Here is a 21,917-nt window from a genome sequence, read left to right as displayed (position 1 = left end):
GAAGGGGGCGTCTCCGCTGCGGCGGAGCCGCCCCCTTCTGCATGGTCGTGCCGAGTGGGGCCCGGAGGGTCCCGCGCAGGCCCGATGGACGCGCTCGGCGCACCAGGGGGACGGCACGTGGCCGCGGTGTCGGCCGGAGGCCGACGATGTCATCGCCTCAGGGGTTCAGGCCGAGGGTCTTCATCCGGGCCGTGTGCGCGCTGGTGATGCGCTCGATGAGCCGGCCGATCCCCGACAGATCGCCGGTGCCGGAGACGATCAGCTCGGCGAGCGGGTCGTGCTCGGCGATCACCGCCTGCGACCGGGTCATCGCCTCCCCCACCAGGCGGCGGCCCCACAGCGCCAGCCGGCCGGCGACCGCGCGGTCGGCGGCGATCGCCGCGCGCACCTCGCGGACGGCGAAGTCCGCGTAGCCGGTGTCGGCGAGCACGTCGAGCACCAGCCCCCGGTCGGGCTCGGACAGGAAGCCGGCGATCTCGCGGTAGAAGTCGGCGGCCAGCCCGTCGCCGACGTAGGCCTTCACCAGCCCCTCGAGCCACGTGCTGGGCCGGGTGCTCTCGTGGAAGGTGTCCAGCGCCGAGACGAACGGCGCCATCGCCGTCGCGGGGTCGACGCCAAGCTCCTCCAGCCGCGCGGTGAGCCGGAAGTGGTGCGCGATCTCGGCGGCGGCCATCCGGGCGAGCGCAGCCCGGCCGGTGAGCGACGGCGCCATCCGGGCGTCCTCGGCCAGCCGGTCGAACGCGGTCAGCTCGGCGTAGGCGAGCACCCCCAGCAGGTCGGCGACCGCCGTGTTCTGGACCGGTGGCACGGCAACTCCTGGGCTCGGCAGCGGTGGCGCCGCGTGCCCCGGAGGGGTGACGCACCCGACACCGGGCAGCGCGGCGCCGAGAGGCTAACCGGTGCTCGCGCTAGCATGGGAATCGGCGAGCCTCCGGGCGCGCTCGAACATCTGTGCGCTGACGATCGCTGGACGACGCCCCCCGGGCTGTCTCCCGGGCCGTGGCGAGGTCCGGTTCCGCTGGCCGCGTCGGCGCAGGAACCGATCCCGCGACAACCGACCCGGGACGGGCGCGAGGCGGCGACACCGCTGCCGCAGCCGGTCCCCAGCAGACCAGAGGCGAGAGTTTGACCTCCACCGAGAAGACCTCCACCGAGACCACCGCCCCCGAGCTGGAGCACGCCGAGACCGGCGCGCCCGCTCCCGAGGAGCTCGCGCAGACCGTCGAGGAGCTCGGCGGCGCCCCCGTCGCCGCCGACAGCCCGCTGTTCAGCGACTTCGACGTGCACCCCGACATCGTCGCCGCACTGGCCGACGTGGGCATCCACCGCACCTTCGCCATCCAGGAGCTCACCCTCCCGCTGGCGCTCGCCGGCAACGACCTCATCGGCCAGGCGCGCACCGGCACCGGCAAGACCCTGGGCTTCGGCGTCCCGCTCCTGCAGCGCGTCGTCCCGCCGGCCGAGGGCGGTGACGGGGTGCCGCAGGCACTGGTCGTCGTCCCCACTCGCGAGCTGTGCGTGCAGGTCGCCCGCGACCTGGGCGCCGCCGGCGCCAAGCGCGGCATCCGCGTGGAGGCGATCTACGGCGGCCGCGCCTTCGAGCCGCAGATCGAGTCGCTCCGCAAGGGTGTCGAGGTCGTCGTCGGCACGCCGGGTCGACTCCTCGACCTGGCCCAGCGGGGCGACCTGATCCTGGGCAAGGTCAAGGCGCTCGTCCTCGACGAGGCCGACGAGATGCTCGACCTCGGCTTCCTGCCCGACATCGAGCGGATCCTCGCGATGGTTCCGGAGAAGCGGCAGACGATGCTCTTCTCGGCCACGATGCCCGGCCCGATCGTGACCCTGTCGCGGACCTTCATGACCCAGCCGACGCACATCCGTGCCCACGGCAACGACGAGGGCTCGACGGTTCCGCAGACCACCCAGTTCATCTACCGGGCGCACAACCTGGACAAGCCCGAGCTGCTCTCCCGCGTGCTGCAGGCCCGCGACCGCGGCCTGGTCATGGTCTTCTGCCGCACCAAGCGCACCGCGCAGAAGGTCGCCGACGAGCTCGTCGACCGCGGCTTCGCCGCCGCGGCCGTGCACGGCGACCTGGGTCAGGGCGCCCGGGAGCAGGCGCTGCGGGCCTTCCGCAGCGGCAAGGTGGACGTGCTGGTGGCCACGGACGTCGCCGCCCGCGGCATCGACGTCACCGGCGTCAGCCACGTCGTGAACTACCAGTGCCCGGAGGACGAGAAGACCTACGTGCACCGCATCGGCCGCACCGGCCGCGCAGGGTCGACCGGTGTCGCGGTCACCCTGGTCGACTGGGACGACATCCCCCGGTGGCAGCTGATCAACAAGGCGCTGGACCTGGACTTCGCCGACCCGCCGGAGACCTACTCGACCTCCCCGTGGGTCTACACCGACCTCGACGTCCCCGAAGGCGCCAAGGGCCGGCTGCCGCGCTCGCAGCGGACCCGTGAGGGACTGGACGCGGAGGTGCTCGAGGACCTCGGCGAGACCGGCAAGCGGAACCGCCCCGCGGGTCGCGGCGACTCGCGCGGCCCGGCGCAGCGCCAGGAGCCCGGCGACGAGCAGTCCGCGGGCGGCGGCAAGAGCCGTCCGCGGCGGCGGACCCGCCGCAGCGGGGAGTCGGCGGCCGCTGCCGACGCCCCGGCGGCAGAGGGCGCCGCACCGGCCGGAACGACCCCGGCGGCCTCCGCCGAGGGTGGGAGCGCCAGGCCGCGCCGCCGGCGCCGGCGTGGCGGTGCCGGACGCGGCGGCTCGGGCGCGGGTGGCGCCGGCGCGGAGAGTTCGGGCGCCGGCTCCGAGGGCTGATGACGGAGCACCTCCCGGGGGCCCATGCCTCGCACGCTCGGCGCGGGCCCCTGGCGGGTGGCCGGCCCACCACCGTCGGCGTGCCGCCGCTGCGGGTGTGGGTCTGGACGGCGGCCACGGTCGCACTGGTCGTCGTCGCCGCGCTGCTGTGGCGGGGCTCGGACGCGGCCGCCACGTCGAGCAGCACCGCGCCTCCGGCCGATCCCCCTGCGGGGGCGCGGGCCGGCACCGTCGCCGAGGCGTGGTCCACCGAGGGCGACCCCGTGCCCGGGGACGTCGTCGAGGAGGGGCGCGTGCTGGTCGGCTCGCCGCACGGGGTGCGCGGGCTGGACCCGGCGACCGGCGAGGAGGCCTGGCACTACACGCGGGCCAACGCCCGGCTCTGCGGGCTTACGGCGACCGACGGCGTCGCGGTGGCGGTCTTCCGGACCGAGGACCGGTGCGACGAGGCGGTCGCCCTGGACGCCGGCACCGGCGTCCGCGCGTGGACCCGGAACGTCGACTTCCGCGCGGACGCGACCCTCTCCTCCACCGACCGCATCGTGCTGGCCCACAGCCCCACCGGGATCGTCACGCTCGACCCCACCGCCGGCGGCATCCGCTGGCGGTACGCCCCTCCGGAAGGCTGCCGGTTGCTGCGGTCCGCGGCCGGCGACGCAGGCGTGGCGGTGCTGCAGCAGTGCGCCGGCTCCGACACCGCGCAGCTCGAGCTGCTGGACGGGTTCGACGGCGACCCGCACTGGACCCGTGACCTGCCGAGATCCGACGGTGGGACCACCGAGCTGGTGGGCGCGGACCAGCTCGTCACGGTGCGCCTGGGCGACGAGGTGCAGCTGCTCTCCGCCGCCGACGGCTCGCTGCTCACCACCCTGGCCGCCGGCCCCGGGTCCGCGGTGCGGGCGTCGGCCACCGAGACCGCGGTGCTGGTCTCCGCCGGGGGCACGCTCACCGCGCTCGACCCGGAGTCCGCCCGACCGTTGTGGACGGCTCCCACCACCGGTGTACCCGGGGAGGCGACCGCGGACGGCACCACGACGCTGCCCGTCCCGACGTCCGACGGGATCGTCCACCTCGACGCCGGCACCGGCGACGAGCTGGGCCGGTCGGGAGCGAGCGACCTGCCCGAGGGTGCGGTGGCCACCGTCGTCGGCCCTGCGGTCGTCCTCGCGCTGCCCGGCGAGGTCCGCGTCTACCGCTGAGGCCGCCCCGCCCCGGCGCGCCCGCTGCGTTCGGGGTTCACTGGGGGCCATGGTCCTGCCCGGCGGCCCCGATGCCCGACCCGTGTCCCTCGCCATCGCGCCCGACGACCTCCGCCAGCTCGCGCGGCACGACGCGGTCGCACGCACCTTTCCCGGTGGCGCCGGGCCGCTCGCCGCACTGGACACCGGGGGAAGCGCCGCCCGCGGCACCGTGCTGATGGTGGCCGGCTACACGGGCAGCAAGGAGGACTTCGCCCCGCTGCTGAGCCCGCTCGCCGCCACCGGGTACCGGGTGGTCGCGCTGGACCAGCGGGGGCAGTACGAGTCACCGGGCCCCGACGAGCCGGCCCAGTACTCGGTGGCGGCCCTCGGCGCCGACGTCGTCGCGGTGGCGCAGGTGCTGCGGGAGGAGTCCGGTGCGCCCCTCCACCTGGTGGGGCACAGCTTCGGAGGGCTGGTCACCCGGGCCGCGGTCCTGGCCGAACCTGGCCTGTTCACCACCTTCACGCTGCTCGGGTCGGGGCCCTCCCGGCTCACCGGACGCCGCGCCGAGCTGCTGGACCACCTGGGCCCCCTGCTGGACGCCGGAGGCGTGCCGCTGGTCCACGAGACGCTGGAGCAGCTCGCGATGACCGATCCCAAGGCGCAGGCCGTACCGGCGCCGACCCGGGAGTTCTACTCGCGCCGCTTCCTGCGCAACTCCGCCGCCGGGCTGCGGGGCATGGCCGACGCCATGCTGGCCGAACCCGACCGGGTGGCCGAGCTGAAGGAGGCCGGTGTGCCGGTCCTGGTGGCGCACGGGGAGGCCGACGACGCCTGGCTGCCGCACGTGCAGGCCGACATGGCCCGCCGGCTGGGCGCCCGGCACGAGGTGATCGACAACGCGATCCACTCCCCCGCCGTCGAGAACCCGCCGCGCACCCTCGAGGTGCTCTGCGACTTCTGGTCGAGCGCCGAGGAGCGGTCGTGAGCCGGCTGGCACCGCTGCCCTCGCCCGACGACTGGACCGAGGAGGAGGACCGCCTGGGCTTCTTCGGCCCGGGGAGCGTGACCTGGCGGATCCACGGCGACCCCGCGTACCACGTCGGCGCGATGGGGGCGCTGATGCTCCAGGCCCTGCACCCGGTGGCCATGGACGGCGTCGCGCGCAACTCCGCCGGCTTCAAGGACGACTGGTGGATGCGCATGACCCGCACCGGCCAGTACATGGAGACGGTCGTCTTCGGGCGGCGGACCGAGGCGCGCCGGATGGCCGCCCGGGTGCGGGGCTACCACCGGAAGCTCTCCGGCGTCGAGGAGACGACCGGCCGCGCCTACCGGGTCGACGACCCGGACCTGCTCCTGTGGGTGCACGCCTGCGCCGTCGCGTCGATCCTGACGACGGCCCGCCGGGCGGGGGTGGCGCTGTCGGACGACGAGGCCGACCGCTACGTGGACGAGCAGGTGGCCTTCGCGCACCTCGTGGGGGTGCCGCTGGCGACGGTGCCGAGGTCGGTGGCCGAGCTCGACGCGTACTTCGAGGGCATGCGGCCCTCGCTGGCGGCCACCCCGGCGGCCGTGAAGGGTGTCCGGGACCTCTTCCTGCCGCCGATGCCCGGGTGGCTGCAGGTGCTGACGCCGGCGAGGCCGGTGTGGGGCACCCTGGCGGCGCTCTGCTTCGCGCTGCTGCCCGCCTGGGCCCGGAGGATGTACTCCCTGCCGGGGCTGGCGCTGACCGACGCCGCGGCGACCGCCGGGCTCCGGGCGTTCCGGGCCGCGTTCCTGGCGCTGCCCGACCGGGCGTACCGGTCACCGATCGTGCGCGCCGGGCTCGTCCGCGCGGCCGTGGCGCCGGCCGCCTGAGAGAGGACCACGCTGCCCCACCCCTTGCGAGCTCGGGGCGGGACCCTGCAACGTGGCCGTTCCATCAGGTGGCCGTGTCGTCCTCGGGGAGGAAGCTCCACGGCTCCCGGGCGGGGCCGGCGGCCTGCCCCGCCGGGCAGCTGGGCCGGAAGTCGCACCACCCGCACTGCTTGCCCGGGACCGCCGGGAAGGCGGCGTCGGGGTCCTGCCCGGCGGCCACCGCCTCGCTCGCCGCCTGGATGTCGATGGCGACGTCCTCGGCCCGCCGGGCGTGGTTGGCCAGCGACCGCTCGGTGTGCTCGAAGGCGGCCACCGTGCCGGAGGGCACGTGGTGCAGCTCGACCCGGGTGCACGGCCGGCGGAGCGTGCGGCGGACGGCGAGGACGTAGAGCGCCAGCGCCTGGGAGCCGCGCGCCTCGTCGTCGGTGCTCGGTGCACGGCCGGTCTTGTAGTCGACGACGACGAGCTCCTCGCCGCGTTCGTCGATGCGGTCCACCCGGCCCGAGAGCGTCATCCGCTCGGTCATCGTGCTGACGGTCCGCTCCCGGGCGCGGGGCTCCTCGGTCGGGTCGACGCCGGCGAGGTAGTCGGTGAGCCAGCCGGCCGCCCGGGCCCGCCAGCGGTCGGACTGCTCGTCGTCGCGGAACCCCGCGGGGCTCCAGGCCGCGACGAGCAGCTGCCGCGCGGCCCCGGGCGTGCGGCGCTCGACGGGCAGGTCCCACCACGAGGAGAGCACCTGGTGCAGCGCCGTGCCGACGGTGTGGTGGGCGAACCGCGGGCCGCGCGGCGGGCTCGGCCGGTCCACGTTGGCGAACCGGTAGCGCCGGGGGCAGTCGGAGAAGTCGGCCAGCGACTTCGGGCTCGCGCGCAGCAGCCGCCGGGGCATGCCGGGCAGGACGCCCTGCCCGCCGTCCGTGGGGTTGCGCATACCGGTCACGGTAGCCGCGGGGGGCGACGCTTCCGGATCAGTCGCGCCACGGCGCGGTGCCGGTGCCTGCCGCCAGCAGCCGCTCGAACTGCGCCGGGTCCGTCGTGCACGCGCCGAGCGGCGTCGCCTTGTTGGTGCCGTGGTGGTCGCTGGAGCCGGTGGCGATCAGGTCGAGCTCGGCGGCCAGCCCGCGCAGGTGGGCGCGCTGCTCGGCGGTGTGGTCGGGGTGGTCGACCTCCAGGCCGAGCAGCCCGGCCGCGGCCATGGCGGCGATCGCGTCGTCCCCGACCACCCGGCCGCGCGCAGTGGCCAGCCCGTGGGCGAACACCGGCACGCCGCCGGCCGCCCGCACGAGAGCGATCCCCTCGCGGACGTCGGTGTCGGCCTTGCTGACGTAGTACGGGCTGCGGTGGTGCAGCAGCCCGGCGAACGCCTCCGCGACGGTGCCGACGACGCCGGCACGGATCAGCGCCTGCGCCACGTGCGGTCGGCCGATCACCCCGCCGCCGGCGTGGGCGACGATCTCCGCCCAGACCACCGGGTACCCGTCGGCGGCCAGCGCCGCCACGATCCGTTCGGCGCGACCGAGGCGCTCGTCCCGCAGCCGGGCCCGCTCCGCCGCGAACACCGGGTGCAGCGGGTCGAAGAGGTAGCCGAGCAGGTGCACGCTGATCGGCGGCTGGTCGGAGGGGAACCAGCGGCAGGACATCTCCATGCCGGGGACGACGGTCAGCCCGGCCGGACGGCTCTCCACCGCCGCAGCCCAGCCGGCCGTCGTGTCGTGGTCGGTGAGCGCCACGACGTCGAGGCCCGCGGCCCGCGCGGCGGCCAGCAGCGCGGCGGGGTCGTCGGTCCCGTCGGACACCGAGGAGTGGGTGTGCAGGTCGATCCGCATCACCGGTCAGCCTGCCGCACGCGGGCATGCACCACCCGGGGAGCGGCCGGTCACGGCTCTCGCGGCGGGAGCGGCGGGATGGGTTCGGTGTCCCGCCGTCCGCCGGTGGCGACCGGCCCGGCCGGTGCCGGCGACTCGGGGTTGCCCTCGTCGTCCCCGGCGCCGGCGCTGCCCCAGTCGCTGCCGAACAGCAGGCCGCTGACCTCGCGGTAGAGGTCGCCGGCGCGCGGCAGGAAGGTGATCTCCGACAGCCCCTGCTGCTGCCCGGCGGACTCGAACCGGAAGGTGCCGTAGCCCAGCAGCTGGCCGAAGAAGGTCTCCTTCCACGTCAGGTCGGTGATCCGGCGCAGCGGCAGCAGCGTGACCGTCCGGACGATCACGCCCGAGGTCAGCAGCACCCGCCGCCGGCTGACGATGAAGTGCCGCATCCACCACTCACCGACCCGCATCGCGTAGGTGGCCAGCGCGACCAGGACCACGAGCATCCCGACGGTGCTGGTGACCCGGTTCTCCGGGTCCAGCACGAGCAGCCAGCCGCCGACGAGCAGGACCGGCAGGAACTTGAGGGTGGGGACGACGAGCACCGCCCAGTGCCGGCGGGTGACCACCACCGCGTCCTCGTCGTCGAGCAGGTACTTCCGGACGTCCTTGGCGGCCCTGGTCGGGAGCCCGACAGCATCGGCCACCGGCTCAGACCAGGGAGCCGACGAACTGCGCGAGCGACGACGCCGCCTCGCCGAGCGCCTCGCCGGCGCTGCGGACGATCTCCGCCGAGGACTCCGGCGCCTGGATCACGTAGAAGAGCACGAAGGCGACGACCACCCAGGTGAGGACCTTCTTGAGGTTCACCGCCACCTCCGTGGTGTGGGACGAGGCAGCCCGGGCGTCCGGGCCGGCAGGAGGGTCCGCCGGGTGCGGCGGACGCGTTCGTCCCATGAGTAACACAGGCCCCACGGCGCACCACACCGACGCGCCGGTCACGAGCGGCCCGGTCGGTTCCGCGACCGGGGATCAGCGGCCGGGCAGCAGGTGCTCCCCCACCGGCCCCAGCGGCAGGTCGGGGTAGATCCGTTCCCGCAGGTCGAGCAGCCGCAGCTCCTCGACCAGCAGCCAGGCGGCGCTCATCGGCCACATCACCAGCCACAGCCAGACCCCGTAGGCCTCCCCCACGAACGCCGCACGGTCCTGGCTCGTCGGCACCGCCCACAGCGGGGCGTGCTGGCCGGCGGCCTCGACGTCGACCGAGCTCGGCCCGGAGATCACGTCCCCCGGGTCGAGCCCCGGGAGACCGGCGTAGCCGCAGCCGACGCCGGTACCGGGTTCCTCGGCCACCAGCACGAGCTCGGCGGCGCCCCCGAGCGGGGCCGGTCCGGCACAGTCGACGACGATCGCCCGGGCGCCCGGCTCACCACCCCAGGCCAGCCCGGTCACCGCCCAGCCCGGGGGCACCGGGTCCGGCACCCACGCCGGCACCCGCGCGTCGGCGGTGACGGCGGCGATCGCGTCGTGGGCGACCAGGGCGGTGTGGTGCAGCGGCGTGACCGCGCCGTGCCGGTGGCACCAGGCGTGCGCCTCGGATCCGTGGCGGACGGCCACTGGCTCACCGCAGCGCGGGCAGACCGGTGACGCACTCATCGGGGAACACGGTCGCGGGAGCGGCCCCGATCGTCAAGCGCAGCGGTGCGGGGCCGCGGCCGGCGTGCGTAGCCTCCCGGGTGTGACCGCCGCCGAGCCTCCCGCGGTGCCGTGCGTCGGCGCCGTCGTGCACGACGCGGAGCGCCGCCTGCTGCTGGTGCGCCGGGGCAACGAGCCGGGGCGGGGCCTGTGGTCGCTCCCCGGCGGCCGGGTCGAGCCGGGCGAGACCGTCGGCCAGGCCGTCGAGCGGGAGGTCCGCGAGGAGACCGGGCTGCGGGTCCGCGCGGGGGCGGAGGTGGGCCGGATCCGCATCGACGGCGGTGCGGTCGTCTACGACGTCGTCGACCTCGCGTGCGCCCTGCTGGAGCCCGGGGCGCAGCCGGTCGCCGGGGACGACGCGCTCGACGTCGTCTTCGCGGACGCGGCGACGATCGCCGCCCTGCGGTGCACGCCGCGACTCGTGGAGACCCTGCGGGAGTGGGGCGTGCTGCCGGGCTGACCCGATCGCACGCCCCGCCGTCGTCAGCCGCGGGGGGTGGGCTCCGGGCGGCCGGGCTGCTCGCCGCCGCGGGCCTCCCCGTACGAGCGCTTGGGCACCATGACCTTGCGCCGGAAGATGCAGACGACGGTGCCGTCCTGCTTGTAGCCGATGGTCTCCACGTACACCACGCCGCGGTCGTCCTTCGACTTCGACGGCGTCTTGTCCAGCACCGTCGTCTCGCCGTAGATCGTGTCGCCGTGGAAGGTCGGGGCGACGTGCCGCAGCGACTCGATCTCCAGGTTCGCGATCGCCTTGCCCGAGACGTCGGGGACGCTCATGCCGAGCAGCAGCGAGTAGATGTAGTTCCCGACGACGACGTTCTTCCCGAAGTCGGTGGTCTTCTCCGCGTAGTTGACGTCCATGTGCAGCGGGTGGTGGTTCATCGTCAGCAGGCAGAACAGGTGGTCGTCGTACTCGGTGACGGTCTTCCCGGGCCAGTGCTTGTAGACAGCCCCGACCTCGAACTCCTCGTAGTACCGACCGAACTGCATCTCGCTGGCTCCCGACGTCGACGCTGACAGACGGCTGGTGATCCTACGGACGCGGCACGGGCCGGCACCCGCGGGCGCCCGCGGGCCCCGGCGTCAGAGCAGTTCCAGGACCGGTCCGAGCTCCTGCCTGGCGTACCAGCCGAGCTCGTGCCCCTCCGCCTGGTCGACGACGAACTGCGCGTCCTCGCTGCCGAGGTCGGCCTCCAGGACGACGCCCACCGCCCGGCGGACGTCCTCCTCGGCCTCGGCGTCGTCGATGTGCGCGCTCACCACCTCGGGCAGCCGCACCTCGTGGGCCAGCCGGGCCGCGCCGCGCTCCACGTGCGGGTCGTCCATCGGGGTCACCGCGTCATCCGGCACGTCGGCGGCGAGCACGACCCGGCGGCGGGCCGCCAGGGGGTCGAGGTCGAGCAGCCGCAGGCTCGCCCGCGCCGCGGCCAGGAGCGCGGCGTACTCCAGCTCCTCGGTGTCGGCCTCCGCGTCGCTGAGCGCATAGAACTCGCGCAGCTGCGGGGTGACCGCGAAGACGGTCTGCGGAGCGGGCAGGTGCCCCTCCTCGACCAGGGTGCGGAGCACGTTCGTCGTCGCCGGCAGGTACACGCGCACCCGGCTGACCCCCTTCGTCGGTGGAAGGACGACCGTAGCCGCCGCCGGACGGCGGGTCAGGACGAGGTCTCGACCAGCCCGGCGACCTCCTGCTCGATGAGGTCGGCGAGCACGTCGACGTCACCCATGCTGTCCCGGTCGGCGTTGAGGCCGAAGAACACCGTGCCGTCGTAGGAGGTCATGCCGATCGACAGCCCCTGCCCGCGGGCCAGCGGCACCACCGGGAACACCTCCAGCACCCGGCCACCGGCGGCGTACAGCGGCACCTGGGGGCCCGGCACGTTGGTCACCACGAGGTTGAACAGCCGCCGGGAGAGCCCCCGGGCCGCCCGGGCGCCCAGCGCGTGCAGCGTCGACGGGGCGAACCCGCTGAGCGCGATCAGGCTGTCCGCCCCGACCGACTGCCCGTGCTGGGTGAGCCCGCGCATGGCGTAGGTCAGCCGGGCGAGCCGGACCCTCGGATTGGGCTCCCCCACCGGCAGGTCCACCAGGTGGGAGGTGACCTGGTTGCCCGCGGAGCCGTCCTCGTCCTGCACCGACACCGGCACCAGGGCCCGCACCGACGTGCCGCCGACGAGCGGCTCACCGCGCGAGAGCAGCCACTCCCGGAGCGCACCGGCGACGACGGTGAGCAGCACGTCGTTCACCGTCCCCCCGTGCGCCTTCCGCACCCGCTTCAGGTCGTCGAGGTCGGCGCAGGCCACTGCCACCCGGCGCTGCCGCCCGACCGGGGTGTTGAGCGGGCTGTGCGGCGCGGGCAGGATCGCCGAGCGCGCGGTGCGGAGCAGGCCGCCGGTCACCCCGCCGATCCGCACGGCGGTGGCGCGCGCGTCGGTCGCCGCGGAGCGCGCCAGCCCGACCAGCGACGACGGGCGCTGCCGGTAGTCCTCGAGGGCCGACCACACGAGCTCGACGCCCGAGGGCGGCCGGCGGGGCCGCCACTCCGCCGGTTCCGGTGCCGGCGCGTCCGGCGAGACGTCGAGCAGGACCTGCCCGATGTCGACGGCGCTGAGCCCGTCCACGAGCGCGGGGTGCGTCTTGGTCACCACCGCCACCCGGTTCCCGCCGAGGCCCTCGACGAGGTACGCCTCCCACAGCGGGCGCCGCCGGTCCAGCGGGCGGGACATCAGCCGGGACACCAGGTCGAGCAGCTGCTGCTCCGTGCCCGGCCGCGGCAGCCCCGACCGGCGCAGGTGGTAGGTGATGTCGAAGTCGGGGTCGTCGACCCACACGGGGTTGGCCAGGTGCCCCGGCACCTCGGCGACCCGCTGCCGGTACCGCGGCACCAGCGACAGCCGCGCCTCGACCAGCGCGGCGAGCGCGTCGAGGCCACCGGGGGGCGTCTCGAGGATCAGCACCCCGCCGACGTGCATGGGGACGCCCGGCTCCTCCAGGTAGAGGAACGAGGCCTCCAGGGTGCCCAACCGCTCGACCATCGTGCTCCTCCCGACCGGGCCCTCACGCTACGACGGCGACGCGGTTCCGGACAGCCCGGCGCTCAGCCCGCCCGCCGGCCGCGCACCGCCCCGCGTCGGCCGGCCACGGGGACGGGGACCCCCGCGAGCTGGGCGGCCAGGGCGCGCACCTCCGTGCGCAGCGCCGAGCCCGCCGCCGCCTCGGCCAGGGTGCGGCCGGCCGCGAGCGCGGCATCGGTCGCGCGCCGGTCGGCCGGGAGGAAGAACCGGGGCCGCCGGCCGGTGAAGCGCTCCAGGGCCTCCCCGATCTCCCGGCGCGGCTCACCCGGGACCGGTCCGCGGCGCAGCTGGTTCACGACCAGCAGCGGCTCGACGTCGGGCAGCACGTCGCGCAGCTGCTCCAGCGCCCGCACGCACCGCTGGAGGGCGACGGGGTCGGCCCCGGTCACGCACAGCACCGTGTCCGCGTGCTCCAGGACGGCCAGTGTGGCGCCGTTCCGGCGCGGCGCCACGGTGTCGAAGGAGAGCTCCTCGTCGTCCTCCACGGCGAAGGCGCAGTCGACGACGGTCAGCCGCGCGAGGAGGCGCGCCTGCTCGAGGACCGCGGTGACCGCGGCCGGCCGGAGCTCCGGCCAGCGGTCGGCGCGGGCCAGGCCGGTGAGGACGCGCAGGTGGGGGCGGACCGCCCACGCCAGCGCGGCCAGCGCCGCGCCGTCCAGTGATCCGAGGCCGGCCTGCCGGGCCGCGCCGGCGAGCCCGGGCGACTCGTCGAGAAGCCCGAGGACCTGCGCCACCACCCCGCCGTGGACGTCGGCGTCCACGAGCAGGGTGGGAACGTCCAGCCGAGCGGACTCGTCGGCCACGCCGACCGCGACCGTCGTCCGGCCGGGGGCCCCGGTCGGTCCCCAGACCGCCACCACCCGGCCCCGTTCTCCCGGCGGCCGCGCCGGCTCGACGGGGGCACCGGGCCCGGGGAGCGCCGCGCGCAGGTCGGCGACGTCGTGGCCGGACGCCGGTGCGCCCGTGACCGCCTCCCGCAGCGCCCGGGCGATCAGCTCCGGATCGGCATCGGCCGGCAGCACCTGGGCGACCCCGAGCCGGCGCAGCCGCTGCGCCGCGGCGTCGTCGCCGGGCTCCACCAGCCCGACGACCGCGACGCCGGCCGCGTGCAACCGGGCCACCGTGTCGCCGTCGAGGCGGCGCAGCTCCGCCGACAGCAGGGCCGCTTGACCGGTGCCGGTGGCGGCGGCGGCCAGCAGGTCGGAGACGTCGACGCAGCGCCGGACGACGGTCACCCCGTGGTCGTCGCGGTCGAGGGCGCCGACGAGCTCGGACTCCCAGCCGGCCCCGGTCACGGCGGTGAAGACCTGCAGTGCCATCAGCCGGTCGGTCCCGCCGGTGCGGGCGCTCCCTCGGTGGCCGCGGCCGGCCCCGGAGCAGGGCCGGCCGCGGACGACGGTGCGGGCGTGGCGCGCGCCGCGCTCGACGGCGCCGGGATGCCGGTCCGCTGCACCGCGGTCGCCCCGGCCGGGTGGGCGACGACCACGAGCGGGCGCCCGGCGATGGCCGCCAACACGTCGGCGGCGTCGTCGGCCGCGACGCTCACCACGACCTGCACCGTGGTGGTCGGCGTGGAGAGCATGCCCGAGGAGCTGCCCGACAGCGCCTGCACCGGCGCAGCGCCGACGACGAGGTCCACGCTGCCGACGGCCGGCCCGGTGGCCCCGGCCGCCGGGTCGGCGACGGCGTACACGTCGACCAGCTGCCCCCGGCGCAGGCCCGGCGGCACGTAGCCGGCCTGGACCGGGAGCGCCAGCTGCACCAGGTCCGACGGCTCCTCGAGGGCCGAGCGGGGCACGAGCTCCCCGGCCCGGACCCCGCGGGCGAGGGTGCTGCCGTCCGGACGGGTGCTGCCCGCCAGGTACCGGTCCGCGGCGTCGTCGAGCCGGACGTCGACCACCACGAGGTCGTCCGCGGTCAGCACCGTCCCGGCCGCGAGGTCGTCGGCGGCGCTCCAGACCGGCACGGTGGCGTCCGCGGCGCTGACCACCCGCGCGCCGAGCAGGACCGAGGCGAGGACGAGCAGCACCCCCAGCACCAGCCGGAGGTCCAGCCACCCCGGCGCCCGGACGCGCCGCGGGGTGGGCCCCGCCGGCAGCTCGGGGGCGTCCGGGACGGCGCCCGGGGTGCGCACGACGGTCACACGACCTTCTCTCTGCCGGCAGGCCACCGGCCCGGTCGGGCGCGTCGGCTCGCGGGAACGGGCCGATGGCGGCAATGGGGTGCCGATGATGCGGCACGCGTGCGTACTCGTGCATCCACCGTCCACACGTTCGGGTGTGGACGGGCGCCACGGACCACCGGCACGGCTGACAGACTGGACGGCGACCGGATGGAGACGCCGATGCCCACACCTCGCTTCCTGACCCTCGACGACGTCGCCGAGATCCTCAACGTCTCGTGGTCGCAGGCCTATGCGCTGGTGCGCCGCAAGGAGCTGATCGCCATCCAGATCGGTGGCCGCGGCCAGTGGCGCGTCGAGGTGGACGAGCTGGAGCGGTTCATCCAGCAGAAGTACGCCGAGGCCCGCGCGGGCACGGTGCCCGCCGAGCCGGCTCCGGGTGCCGACGCGGAGGAGGCTGCCGACCAGCGGGCCTGACGCCTCAGTCCCAGCCGGGCACCAGGGTGCGCACCATGGCTACCGCGTCCACGACCACGGCCGACACCCGCCGCACCGCGTGCGGGCGACGCGGCTGGTCCGCCGCGTGCTCGGCCACCTCCAGGTAGTCGGCGCCCACCCGGTCGATCGTCCCGGTCAGCTGCGTGCCGTCGTCCAGCACGAGCTGGACGGCGCTCCGGTCCCGCGCGAGCCCGCGCAGCGCCCGCCGCAGGTCCAGCCGCACCCGCACCGGGCCCGCCTCCTCCGCCGGCGCGGTCCACCGGCCCAGCCCGTCGACGGCCCGCACCGCGGCGACCGCCACGAGCTGGTCGCGTCCCCGCTCGTCGGTGAGCAGCAGCCAGTCGCTCCCCCGGTCGGCGAGCACCCCCCGGACCCGTCCCGCGCCGCGGCAGGTCACCACGAGCTCCGCGCCGAGCGCGCCCCCGATGCGGTCGGCCAGCCGGACGGCACCGATCTCCGCGCGGGCACGCGACGCCCACTCGGCCCGCTCCTCCGCGTCCTCCGCCGCCTCGAACTGCGCCTGCAGGTCGGCGAACAGCTGTTGCCACCGCATCTCCCACCTCCACCGACAGCCTAGATCGTGCGAATACTTGCGTTTGCTTGCGTTTGATTGCTTTAGTGACGCAACGTCAACACGGAGGAGGCGCGGATGTCGGCGCGACGACTGCTCGGCACGGGCCTCGGCATGGCCGCGATCGCCGTCCTGCTGGGGCTGCTGACACCCGCCGTCCCTGCCTCCCTCGCCGCGCTCGGCGCCGCGCAGCGCACGGCCGACACGGCGGGCGCCGACGTCCTCGTCCTCCACCTGGTGGGGCTGCTCGCCTGGGCGGTGTGGGGCTGGGGCGCGCTCGGCCTCGCGCTCACCGCGTGCTCGGCCCTGCCCGGCGCGGCCGGAGCCCTCGCCGACGGCGCACTCCGCGGGCTGCTCCCCCGATCCGCACGCCGGGCCGCCTCCCTCGCCCTGGGCGTCGGCCTGGGCATCGCCCCACCGCTGCTGGTGACCGCCGCGCCCGGGCTGCCGGCCGCGGCCGCGGCGGAGGAGGTCCCGGCCCGGCCCGGTCCGGGAGCGGGGAGCGCCGTCCCCGACTGGCCGGCCCCGGCACCGCCTGCCGCGCCGATGCCGGACGACGGTGCGCGGGCCGATGCGCCGCCCGACTGGCCGCCGGCCCCCTCCGCCGACGAGCACGTCGTCGTGCGCGGCGACTGCCTCTGGCGCATCGCCGAGGACACCTGGCGCGCACCACGGGGCGCGCGCCCGCCACCGCCGAGGTGGCCACCGCCGTGACGGCCTGGTGGCGCGCCAACGCCGAGGTGATCGGCCCCGACCCCGACCTGCTGCTACCCGGCCAGGTGCTGCGCCCGCCCGCCCTGCCGTGACCCGCCCGTCCGCCACCGACCGCCACTCCCGGGAGCCCCGATGACCGCGCCGTCCCGCCCCGCCCCGCCCACCGCACGCCCGGCCCTGCGCCTGACCGTCGTCCCCACACCGCAGCCGCCGGCCGACCCGTTGCCGGCTCTGCGGCTGGTGCACCCGGGACGGCCGCTCCCCCGGCCCGTCCCACGCCCGGGCCCACGGCCGAGCGTTGTGGCCCCCGCCGCCGCGTGCGACGAGTTCGGCCCCGTCCTCACGGGGCGGGACGAACTCCCGCCGGTCGGCGCGGCGGCCCGGCGGCTGGTGACCACGGCGCTGGAGGCGCTGGCCGGGCGGCGACCACTCGCCCAGGTGCGGCCCCTGGCCTCGCCCGGCGTCTACGCGGCGCTGTCGGCCGGCCGCCGCCCGCGGTGGTGCGCCGAGGGCAGCGCGCCGGTGGTGATCGGCCGGGTGCGCGTCTGCGAGCCGGTGGACGGGGTCGCGGAGGTCAGCGCCGTCGCGCACCGGGGCGGCCGCGCGCACGCCGTGGCGGCTCGACTGGAGGGCATGGACGGCCACTGGCGCTGCACGGTGCTGCAGATCGGCTGAGCCCCGCGGGCCGCCCCTGCACGACGACGCCCCGCCGACCGTGTGCCGGTCGGCGGGGCGTCGTGGCGTCCGGACGGGGTCCTTCTGCTAGTTGCCGGCCGCCCCGTGGCACTGCTTGTACTTCCGGCCCGACCCGCACGGGCAGGGCGCGTTGCGCGGGGTCTCCTTGGTGCCGGAGACCGTCGCCGTCTTGGCGGCCTTGGCCTTTCCACCCTCGGCCGGGGATGCGTCCAGGCTGGGCGCGGAGTAGGTGAGGTTCTCCGGCGCACGGCGCGGCTCGTCGAGACCCTTGACCGCCAGCACCGGCCCGGTGCCGGCCGTGGCCGCCTCCTCGGCTGCCTCGGCAGCCGGTGCGGGAGCTGCCGGAGCAGGGACCTCCGACGGGGGCGCCGGAGCAGGGGCATCCGCGACAGCGGCCGCCGGATCAGGGGCCTCCACCAGCGGGGCGTTCGGTGCCGCGGGCGCCGACGAGCGGCGCGCCGTCGCGGCCGCAGCGCCACCGGCGGCCGCCTTCGCCGCCGCGGCCTGCCGGGCCAGCAGCTTCGCCGTGCCGGCCTGGGCAGCCGCCAGCGCCTTGGCCTCCGCCTCGGCCTGCTTGGCCTTCGCCTCGGCCTCCTGCTCGTCCTTGGTCTTCACCTCGAGGTTGAACAGGAAGCCGACCGACTCCTCCTTGATGCCGTCGAGCATCGCCACGAACATGTCGTAGCCCTCGCGCTGGTACTCCACGACCGGGTCGCGGTTGGCCATCGCGCGCAGGTGGATGCCGGCCCGCAGGTAGTCCATCTCGTAGAGGTGCTCGCGCCACTTGCGGTCGAGCACGCTGAGCAGCACCCGCCGCTCCAGCTCGCGCATGACCTCCGCGCCGAGGGCGGCCTCCCGCTCCTCGTAGGCGCGGTGGACGTCGTCGAGCAGCGCGGCCTTGAGGTCCTCGGCGGAGAGGTCGGACTGCTCCCCGCCGGCCTTCTGCGCGACGAGCTCGTCGACGGTGACCCCGACCGGGTACAGCGCCTTGAGACCGCTCCACAGCTGGTCGAGGTCCCAGTCCTCGGCGTACCCGGTCTCGGTGGCGCCGTCGACGTAGGCGGAAACCACGTCGTCGACCATCGACCGCACCTGCTCGTGCAGATCGGCCCCCTCGAGCACCTTGCGCCGCTCGTCGTAGATGACGGTGCGCTGGCGGTTGAGGACCTCGTCGTACTTGAGGACGTTCTTGCGGACCTCGAAGTTCTGCTGCTCGACCTGGGTCTGCGCCGAGAGGATCGCCCGGCTGACCATCTTCGACTCGATGGGCTGGTCGTCGGGCACCCGGAGGGTGTTCATCATCGACTCGAGCATCGGGCCGTTGAACCGGCGCATCAGGTCGTCACCCAGGGAGAGGTAGAACCGCGACTCCCCCGGGTCGCCCTGCCGGCCGGAACGCCCGCGCAGCTGGTTGTCGATCCGGCGGCTCTCGTGCCGCTCGGTGCCCAGGACGTACAGCCCGCCGGCCTCCGCGACCGCCTCGTGCTCGGCCTTCACCTGGGCCTTCGCCGCCTCGAGGGCCTCGTCCCAGGCGGCCTCGTACTCCTCCGGGGTCTCCGTCGGCGACAGCCCGCGGGCGCGCAGCGCCTCGTCGGCGATGAACTCGGCGTTGCCGCCGAGCTGGATGTCGGTACCGCGCCCGGCCATGTTGGTGGCCACGGTCACCGCGCCCGGCCGCCCGGCCAGCGCGATGATCGACGCCTCCCGGGCATGGTTCTTCGCGTTCAGCACCTCGTGCGGGATCCCGCGCCGGAGCAGGTACTTCGACAGCACCTCGGACTTCTCGACGCTGGCGGTGCCCACGAGCACCGGCTGGCCGGCCTCGTGCCGCTCGGCGATGTCGTCGACGACGGCGTCGAACTTCGCCTTCTCCGTCTTGTAGATGACGTCGGAGCGGTCCTGCCGCACCATCGGCCGGTTCGTCGGGATCGGTACGACCCCCAGCTTGTAGGTCTGGTGCAGCTCGGCGGCCTCGGTCTGGGCCGTGCCGGTCATGCCCGAGAGCTTCTCGTAGAGCCGGAAGTAGTTCTGCAGGGTGATCGTGGCGAGCGTCTGGTTCTCGTCCTTGATCTTCACCCGCTCCTTGGCCTCGATGGCCTGGTGCATGCCCTCGTTGTAGCGGCGCCCGGCCAGCACGCGGCCGGTGAACTCGTCGACGATGAGGACCTCGCCGTTGCTGACGATGTACTGCTGGTCCTTCTTGAACAGCTCCTTGGCCTTGAGGGCGTTGTTCAGGTAGCCGATCAGCGGGGTGTTGACGGCCTCGTAGAGGTTGTCGATGCCGAGCTGGTCCTCGACGAACTCCACGCCCTCCTCGGTGACGGCGACGGTGCGCTTGTCCTCCTCCACCTCGTAGTGGACGTCGCGCTTCATCAGCGGCACGATCCGCGCGAACTCCTGGTACCACTTGCCGGCGGTCTCGGCGGGGCCGCTGATGATCAGCGGGGTGCGGGCCTCGTCGATGAGGATGGAGTCGACCTCGTCGACGATCGCGTAGTGGTGCCCGCGCTGCACCAGGTCGGCCTTGCTCCAAGCCATGTTGTCGCGCAGGTAGTCGAAGCCGAACTCGTTGTTCGTGCCGTAAGTGATGTCGCAGGCGTACAGCTCGCGCCGTTGCGCGGGGGTCTGGCCGGACAGGATGCTGCCGACCGACAGCCCCAGGAAGCGGTGCACGCGGCCCATCCACTCGGCGTCGCGCTTGGCCAGGTAGTCGTTGACCGTGACCACGTGGACGCCCTTGCCGGAGAGCGCGTTGAGGTAGGCGGGGAGGACCCCGGTGAGCGTCTTGCCCTCACCGGTGCGCATCTCGGCGATGTTGCCCAGGTGCAGCGCCGCACCGCCCATGAGCTGCACCCGGAAGTGCCGCTGCCCCAGGGTGCGGGTGGCCGCCTCGCGCACGACCGCGAACGCCTCGGGCAGCAGCGCGTCGAGGGACTCGCCGTCGGCGTGGCGCGCCTTGAACTCGTCGGTCTTCGCCCGGAGCTCCGCATCGGAGAGGTCGGTGTAGTCGTCGGCGAGCGACTCCACGGCGTCGGCGATTCTGCCGAGGCGTCGGACCAGCTTGCCCTCACCGGCACGGAGGATCTTCGAGAACAGCACGCCCCCAGCGTAGGCGGCCCGGCCGCGGCTGCGGTCGCGGCGACCGCCCCGGGCACCACGCGTCCCATCCGTACGCTGCAGCGATGGCACGCGATCCGTCCGACCCCGGCCCCGGGCTGCTGGAGTTCCTCACCGAGCGGCACCTCGCGACGCTGACCACCCTGCGCCCCGACGGCAGCCCGCACGTGGTCCCCGTCGGCGTCACCTACGACGCGGCCACCCGGACCGCCCGGGTGATCACCTCCGGCACCTCCGTCAAGGCGCGGCACGTCCGTGACGGGCGGTCCCGGGTCGCCGTCTGCCAGGTCGACGGGCGCCGCTGGGCCACCCTGGAGGGCACCGCCGTGGTCCGCGACGACGCCGCGTCGGTGGCCGACGCGGTCGAGCGGTACGCGCGGCGGTACAAGCAGCCGCGGGAGAACCCGGCCCGGGTCGTCATCGAGATCTCGGTGGACCGCATCCTCGGCAACCAGTGAGGATCGGGCGGTGAGCCTCGATCTCTCCGCCGTCGACCTGCCCACCGAGACGCTGCGGACCGAGCGGCTCGTGCTGCGCCCGTTCCGGACCAGCGACACCGACGCGGTGCACCGGGCGTCCCAGGACGCGGACACCCAGCGCTGGATCCCGACGATTCCGGTGCCGTACACCCCCGCGGACGCCCGCCGCTTCGTCGAGGACGTGGCCATACGGGAGCGCAGCGAGGGCACCGGGCTGTCCGTCGTGATCGAGGCCGACGGGCGCCTGGCCGGAACCGGCGGGCTGCACTTCCGTCCTGGGCGGCTCGGCCCGGAGATCGGCTACACGGTCGCCCCCTGGGCGCGCGGCAACGGCTACGCCGCGGAGGCCGCGCACGCCCTCGCCGACTGGGCGCTGGGCCTCGGCGCCCCGCGGGTGCACCTGTTCGTCGACGTGGCGAACGCCGCGTCGCAGGTGGTGGCCCGGCGTGCCGGCTTCCGCCAGGAAGGTGTGGTGCGCGCCTGCCTGGACCAGCGCGACGGCACGTGGGCCGACGCCGTCCTCTTCGGCCGGCTCGCTGGCGACTGAGCGGGGCACGGCCGGCGGCCGTGCCCCGTTCAGGTCAGGCGCTCGCCGTTTGCTTCACCGCGGACGCCGGCGCGGCGCCGTCCGAGGCCACGGGGGCCAGGCGGATGAGGCCGTAGTCGTACGCGTGCCGGCGGTAGACGACCGTCGGCTGGCCCGTGTCGGCGCACTGGAACAGGAAGAAGTCGTGGCCGACCAGCTCCATCTCGTGGAGGGCCTGGTCGACGGTCATCGGTGTCGCGGGGTGGTGCTTCTCCCGCACGATCTGGCCGGGCAGGTGCTCGTCGAGGTCGGTGACGTGGGTGCCGGAGGCCAGTTCGCGGTCGAGCTGGAGCTGCTGCTCGATGGTCAGCTCGGGATTGCCGGCGTCCAGCGCGGCACCGTTGAGGCGCACGCTGTCGGGGGTCCGCCGACCGTGGTGCACCCGGCGACGGTCGGCCGCCCGACGCAGCCGGTTGTCCAGCTTGCCCGAGGCCAGGTCGAGCGCAGCGTAGAAGTCCGGGCCCGCTGCCTCGGCGCGGATCACCGGCCCCTTGCCGCGCAGGGTGATCTCCACCCGCTGGCAGCTGGCCGACTGGCGCGGGTTCTTCTCGTGGAAGAGCTCGACGTCGATGCGGGACAGCTTGGCGTCGAACCGCTCGAGCTGGCCGACCTTGTCCTCGACGTGCTGGCGGTAGTGCTCGGGGACCTCGACGTTGCGACCACGGACCACGATCTCCATGGGACCTCCCGGTTGGGGAC

The 21,917-nt window shown here is 75.3% G+C and carries 24 protein-coding genes; 10 read left to right on the top strand and 14 right to left on the bottom strand.

What is annotated here, in order from left to right; all coding sequences use genetic code 11:
• Positions 1–157: 157 nt before the first annotated feature.
• Complete coding sequence (locus ACI8AG_RS11210) at positions 158–808, bottom strand: ferritin-like fold-containing protein (RefSeq protein WP_456597109.1); 651 nt, start codon at positions 806–808, stop codon at positions 158–160.
• Positions 809–1,125: 317 nt separating this feature from the next.
• Here ACI8AG_RS11210 and ACI8AG_RS11205 point away from each other — a divergent pair, with 317 nt between their 5' ends.
• The 4 genes from ACI8AG_RS11205 to ACI8AG_RS11190 are packed head-to-tail and all read left to right on the top strand — an operon-like array spanning position 1,126 to position 5,864.
• Positions 1,126–2,823: a DEAD/DEAH box helicase gene (locus tag ACI8AG_RS11205; protein ID WP_456597108.1), complete on the top strand. Its 1,698-nt coding sequence runs from the start codon at positions 1,126–1,128 to the stop codon at positions 2,821–2,823.
• Positions 2,823–4,022 carry an outer membrane protein assembly factor BamB family protein gene (locus ACI8AG_RS11200; RefSeq protein WP_456597107.1) on the top strand — a complete coding sequence of 400 codons (1,200 nt, stop codon included), beginning with the start codon at positions 2,823–2,825 and terminating at the stop codon, positions 4,020–4,022. Before ACI8AG_RS11205 ends, ACI8AG_RS11200 begins: the two co-directional genes overlap by 1 nt.
• 49 nt (positions 4,023–4,071) lie before the next feature.
• Positions 4,072–4,992 carry an alpha/beta fold hydrolase gene (locus ACI8AG_RS11195; protein ID WP_456597106.1) on the top strand — a complete coding sequence of 307 codons (921 nt, stop codon included), beginning with the start codon at positions 4,072–4,074 and terminating at the stop codon, positions 4,990–4,992.
• The gene (locus ACI8AG_RS11190) at positions 4,989–5,864 is read left to right on the top strand and encodes an oxygenase MpaB family protein (protein WP_456597105.1); all 876 of its coding nucleotides are present in this window, start codon (positions 4,989–4,991) and stop codon (positions 5,862–5,864) included. The genes ACI8AG_RS11195 and ACI8AG_RS11190 overlap by 4 nt, the downstream gene beginning before the upstream one ends.
• Before the next feature lie 64 nt (positions 5,865–5,928).
• Here the strand turns inward: ACI8AG_RS11190 and ACI8AG_RS11185 are convergent, their stop codons facing one another.
• The 5 genes from ACI8AG_RS11185 to ACI8AG_RS11165 form a co-directional block, all read right to left on the bottom strand.
• The gene (locus tag ACI8AG_RS11185; RefSeq protein WP_456597104.1) at positions 5,929–6,792 is read right to left on the bottom strand and encodes a RecB family exonuclease; all 864 of its coding nucleotides are present in this window, start codon (positions 6,790–6,792) and stop codon (positions 5,929–5,931) included.
• A 37-nt stretch (positions 6,793–6,829) separates the two neighbouring features.
• The gene (locus ACI8AG_RS11180) at positions 6,830–7,687 is read right to left on the bottom strand and encodes a PHP domain-containing protein (RefSeq protein WP_456597103.1); all 858 of its coding nucleotides are present in this window, start codon (positions 7,685–7,687) and stop codon (positions 6,830–6,832) included.
• Positions 7,688–7,737: 50 nt separating this feature from the next.
• A complete protein-coding gene (locus ACI8AG_RS11175) occupies positions 7,738–8,373 on the bottom strand; it encodes a PH domain-containing protein (protein ID WP_456597102.1) in 636 nt (211 codons plus the stop codon).
• 4 nt (positions 8,374–8,377) lie between these two features.
• Positions 8,378–8,536 (bottom strand): hypothetical protein, encoded by a 159-nt coding sequence (locus ACI8AG_RS11170; RefSeq protein WP_456589911.1) that lies wholly within the window; start codon positions 8,534–8,536, stop codon positions 8,378–8,380.
• 162 nt (positions 8,537–8,698) lie between these two features.
• Entirely contained in the window at positions 8,699–9,322 is a 624-nt protein-coding gene (locus tag ACI8AG_RS11165; protein ID WP_456597101.1) for a DUF6758 family protein, read from the bottom strand.
• Between the two features lie 82 nt (positions 9,323–9,404).
• Here ACI8AG_RS11165 and ACI8AG_RS11160 point away from each other — a divergent pair, with 82 nt between their 5' ends.
• Positions 9,405–9,821, top strand: a complete 417-nt coding sequence (locus ACI8AG_RS11160; RefSeq protein ID WP_456597100.1) for an NUDIX hydrolase — start codon at positions 9,405–9,407, stop codon at positions 9,819–9,821.
• 23 nt (positions 9,822–9,844) lie between these two features.
• On the opposite strand, the gene ACI8AG_RS11155 is transcribed toward ACI8AG_RS11160, so the two are convergent.
• From ACI8AG_RS11155 to ACI8AG_RS11135, 5 genes are all read right to left on the bottom strand, one after another.
• Positions 9,845–10,354, bottom strand: coding sequence for a MaoC family dehydratase (locus ACI8AG_RS11155; protein ID WP_113798727.1), 510 nt, complete (start codon positions 10,352–10,354; stop codon positions 9,845–9,847).
• Between the two features lie 93 nt (positions 10,355–10,447).
• Positions 10,448–10,960, bottom strand: a complete 513-nt coding sequence (locus ACI8AG_RS11150; protein WP_456589914.1) for a DUF6912 family protein — start codon at positions 10,958–10,960, stop codon at positions 10,448–10,450.
• A 56-nt stretch (positions 10,961–11,016) separates the two neighbouring features.
• Positions 11,017–12,396 carry a WS/DGAT/MGAT family O-acyltransferase gene (locus tag ACI8AG_RS11145; protein WP_456597099.1) on the bottom strand — a complete coding sequence of 460 codons (1,380 nt, stop codon included), beginning with the start codon at positions 12,394–12,396 and terminating at the stop codon, positions 11,017–11,019.
• Between the two features lie 62 nt (positions 12,397–12,458).
• A complete protein-coding gene (locus tag ACI8AG_RS11140; RefSeq protein WP_456597098.1) occupies positions 12,459–13,754 on the bottom strand; it encodes an AAA family ATPase in 1,296 nt (431 codons plus the stop codon).
• On the bottom strand, positions 13,754–14,578 hold the full coding sequence (locus ACI8AG_RS11135) for an SAF domain-containing protein (RefSeq protein WP_456597097.1): 825 nt from the start codon (positions 14,576–14,578) through the stop codon (positions 13,754–13,756). Before ACI8AG_RS11135 ends, ACI8AG_RS11140 begins: the two co-directional genes overlap by 1 nt.
• A gap of 201 nt (positions 14,579–14,779) precedes the next feature.
• Here ACI8AG_RS11135 and ACI8AG_RS11130 point away from each other — a divergent pair, with 201 nt between their 5' ends.
• A complete protein-coding gene (locus tag ACI8AG_RS11130; RefSeq protein WP_456597096.1) occupies positions 14,780–15,034 on the top strand; it encodes a helix-turn-helix domain-containing protein in 255 nt (84 codons plus the stop codon).
• 4 nt (positions 15,035–15,038) lie between these two features.
• Here the strand turns inward: ACI8AG_RS11130 and ACI8AG_RS11125 are convergent, their stop codons facing one another.
• Positions 15,039–15,608: a hypothetical protein gene (locus ACI8AG_RS11125; protein WP_456597095.1), complete on the bottom strand. Its 570-nt coding sequence runs from the start codon at positions 15,606–15,608 to the stop codon at positions 15,039–15,041.
• 96 nt (positions 15,609–15,704) lie between these two features.
• Here ACI8AG_RS11125 and ACI8AG_RS11120 point away from each other — a divergent pair, with 96 nt between their 5' ends.
• Positions 15,705–16,340, top strand: coding sequence for a hypothetical protein (locus tag ACI8AG_RS11120; RefSeq protein ID WP_456597094.1), 636 nt, complete (start codon positions 15,705–15,707; stop codon positions 16,338–16,340).
• A 300-nt stretch (positions 16,341–16,640) separates the two neighbouring features.
• Positions 16,641–17,015: an Rv3235 family protein gene (locus ACI8AG_RS11115; RefSeq protein ID WP_456597093.1), complete on the top strand. Its 375-nt coding sequence runs from the start codon at positions 16,641–16,643 to the stop codon at positions 17,013–17,015.
• Between the two features lie 87 nt (positions 17,016–17,102).
• On the opposite strand, the gene secA is transcribed toward ACI8AG_RS11115, so the two are convergent.
• Positions 17,103–20,135 carry a preprotein translocase subunit SecA gene (gene secA / locus ACI8AG_RS11110; RefSeq protein ID WP_456597092.1) on the bottom strand — a complete coding sequence of 1,011 codons (3,033 nt, stop codon included), beginning with the start codon at positions 20,133–20,135 and terminating at the stop codon, positions 17,103–17,105.
• A gap of 83 nt (positions 20,136–20,218) precedes the next feature.
• Between secA and ACI8AG_RS11105 the strand changes: the two genes are divergently transcribed.
• Together ACI8AG_RS11105 and ACI8AG_RS11100 are read left to right on the top strand one after the other, a co-directional pair.
• On the top strand, positions 20,219–20,611 hold the full coding sequence (locus tag ACI8AG_RS11105) for a pyridoxamine 5'-phosphate oxidase family protein (RefSeq protein WP_456589923.1): 393 nt from the start codon (positions 20,219–20,221) through the stop codon (positions 20,609–20,611).
• A gap of 10 nt (positions 20,612–20,621) precedes the next feature.
• Positions 20,622–21,179, top strand: a complete 558-nt coding sequence (locus tag ACI8AG_RS11100; protein ID WP_456589924.1) for a GNAT family N-acetyltransferase — start codon at positions 20,622–20,624, stop codon at positions 21,177–21,179.
• A gap of 34 nt (positions 21,180–21,213) precedes the next feature.
• On the opposite strand, the gene hpf is transcribed toward ACI8AG_RS11100, so the two are convergent.
• On the bottom strand, positions 21,214–21,897 hold the full coding sequence (gene hpf, locus ACI8AG_RS11095; protein WP_456589925.1) for a ribosome hibernation-promoting factor, HPF/YfiA family: 684 nt from the start codon (positions 21,895–21,897) through the stop codon (positions 21,214–21,216).
• Positions 21,898–21,917: the final 20 nt, after the last annotated feature.

The sequence above is a fragment of the Blastococcus sp. SYSU DS0552 genome (assembly GCF_054050815.1).
The sequence above is the reverse complement of the archived record's forward strand: the minus strand, read 5'-3'. Positions and strand labels throughout refer to the sequence as shown.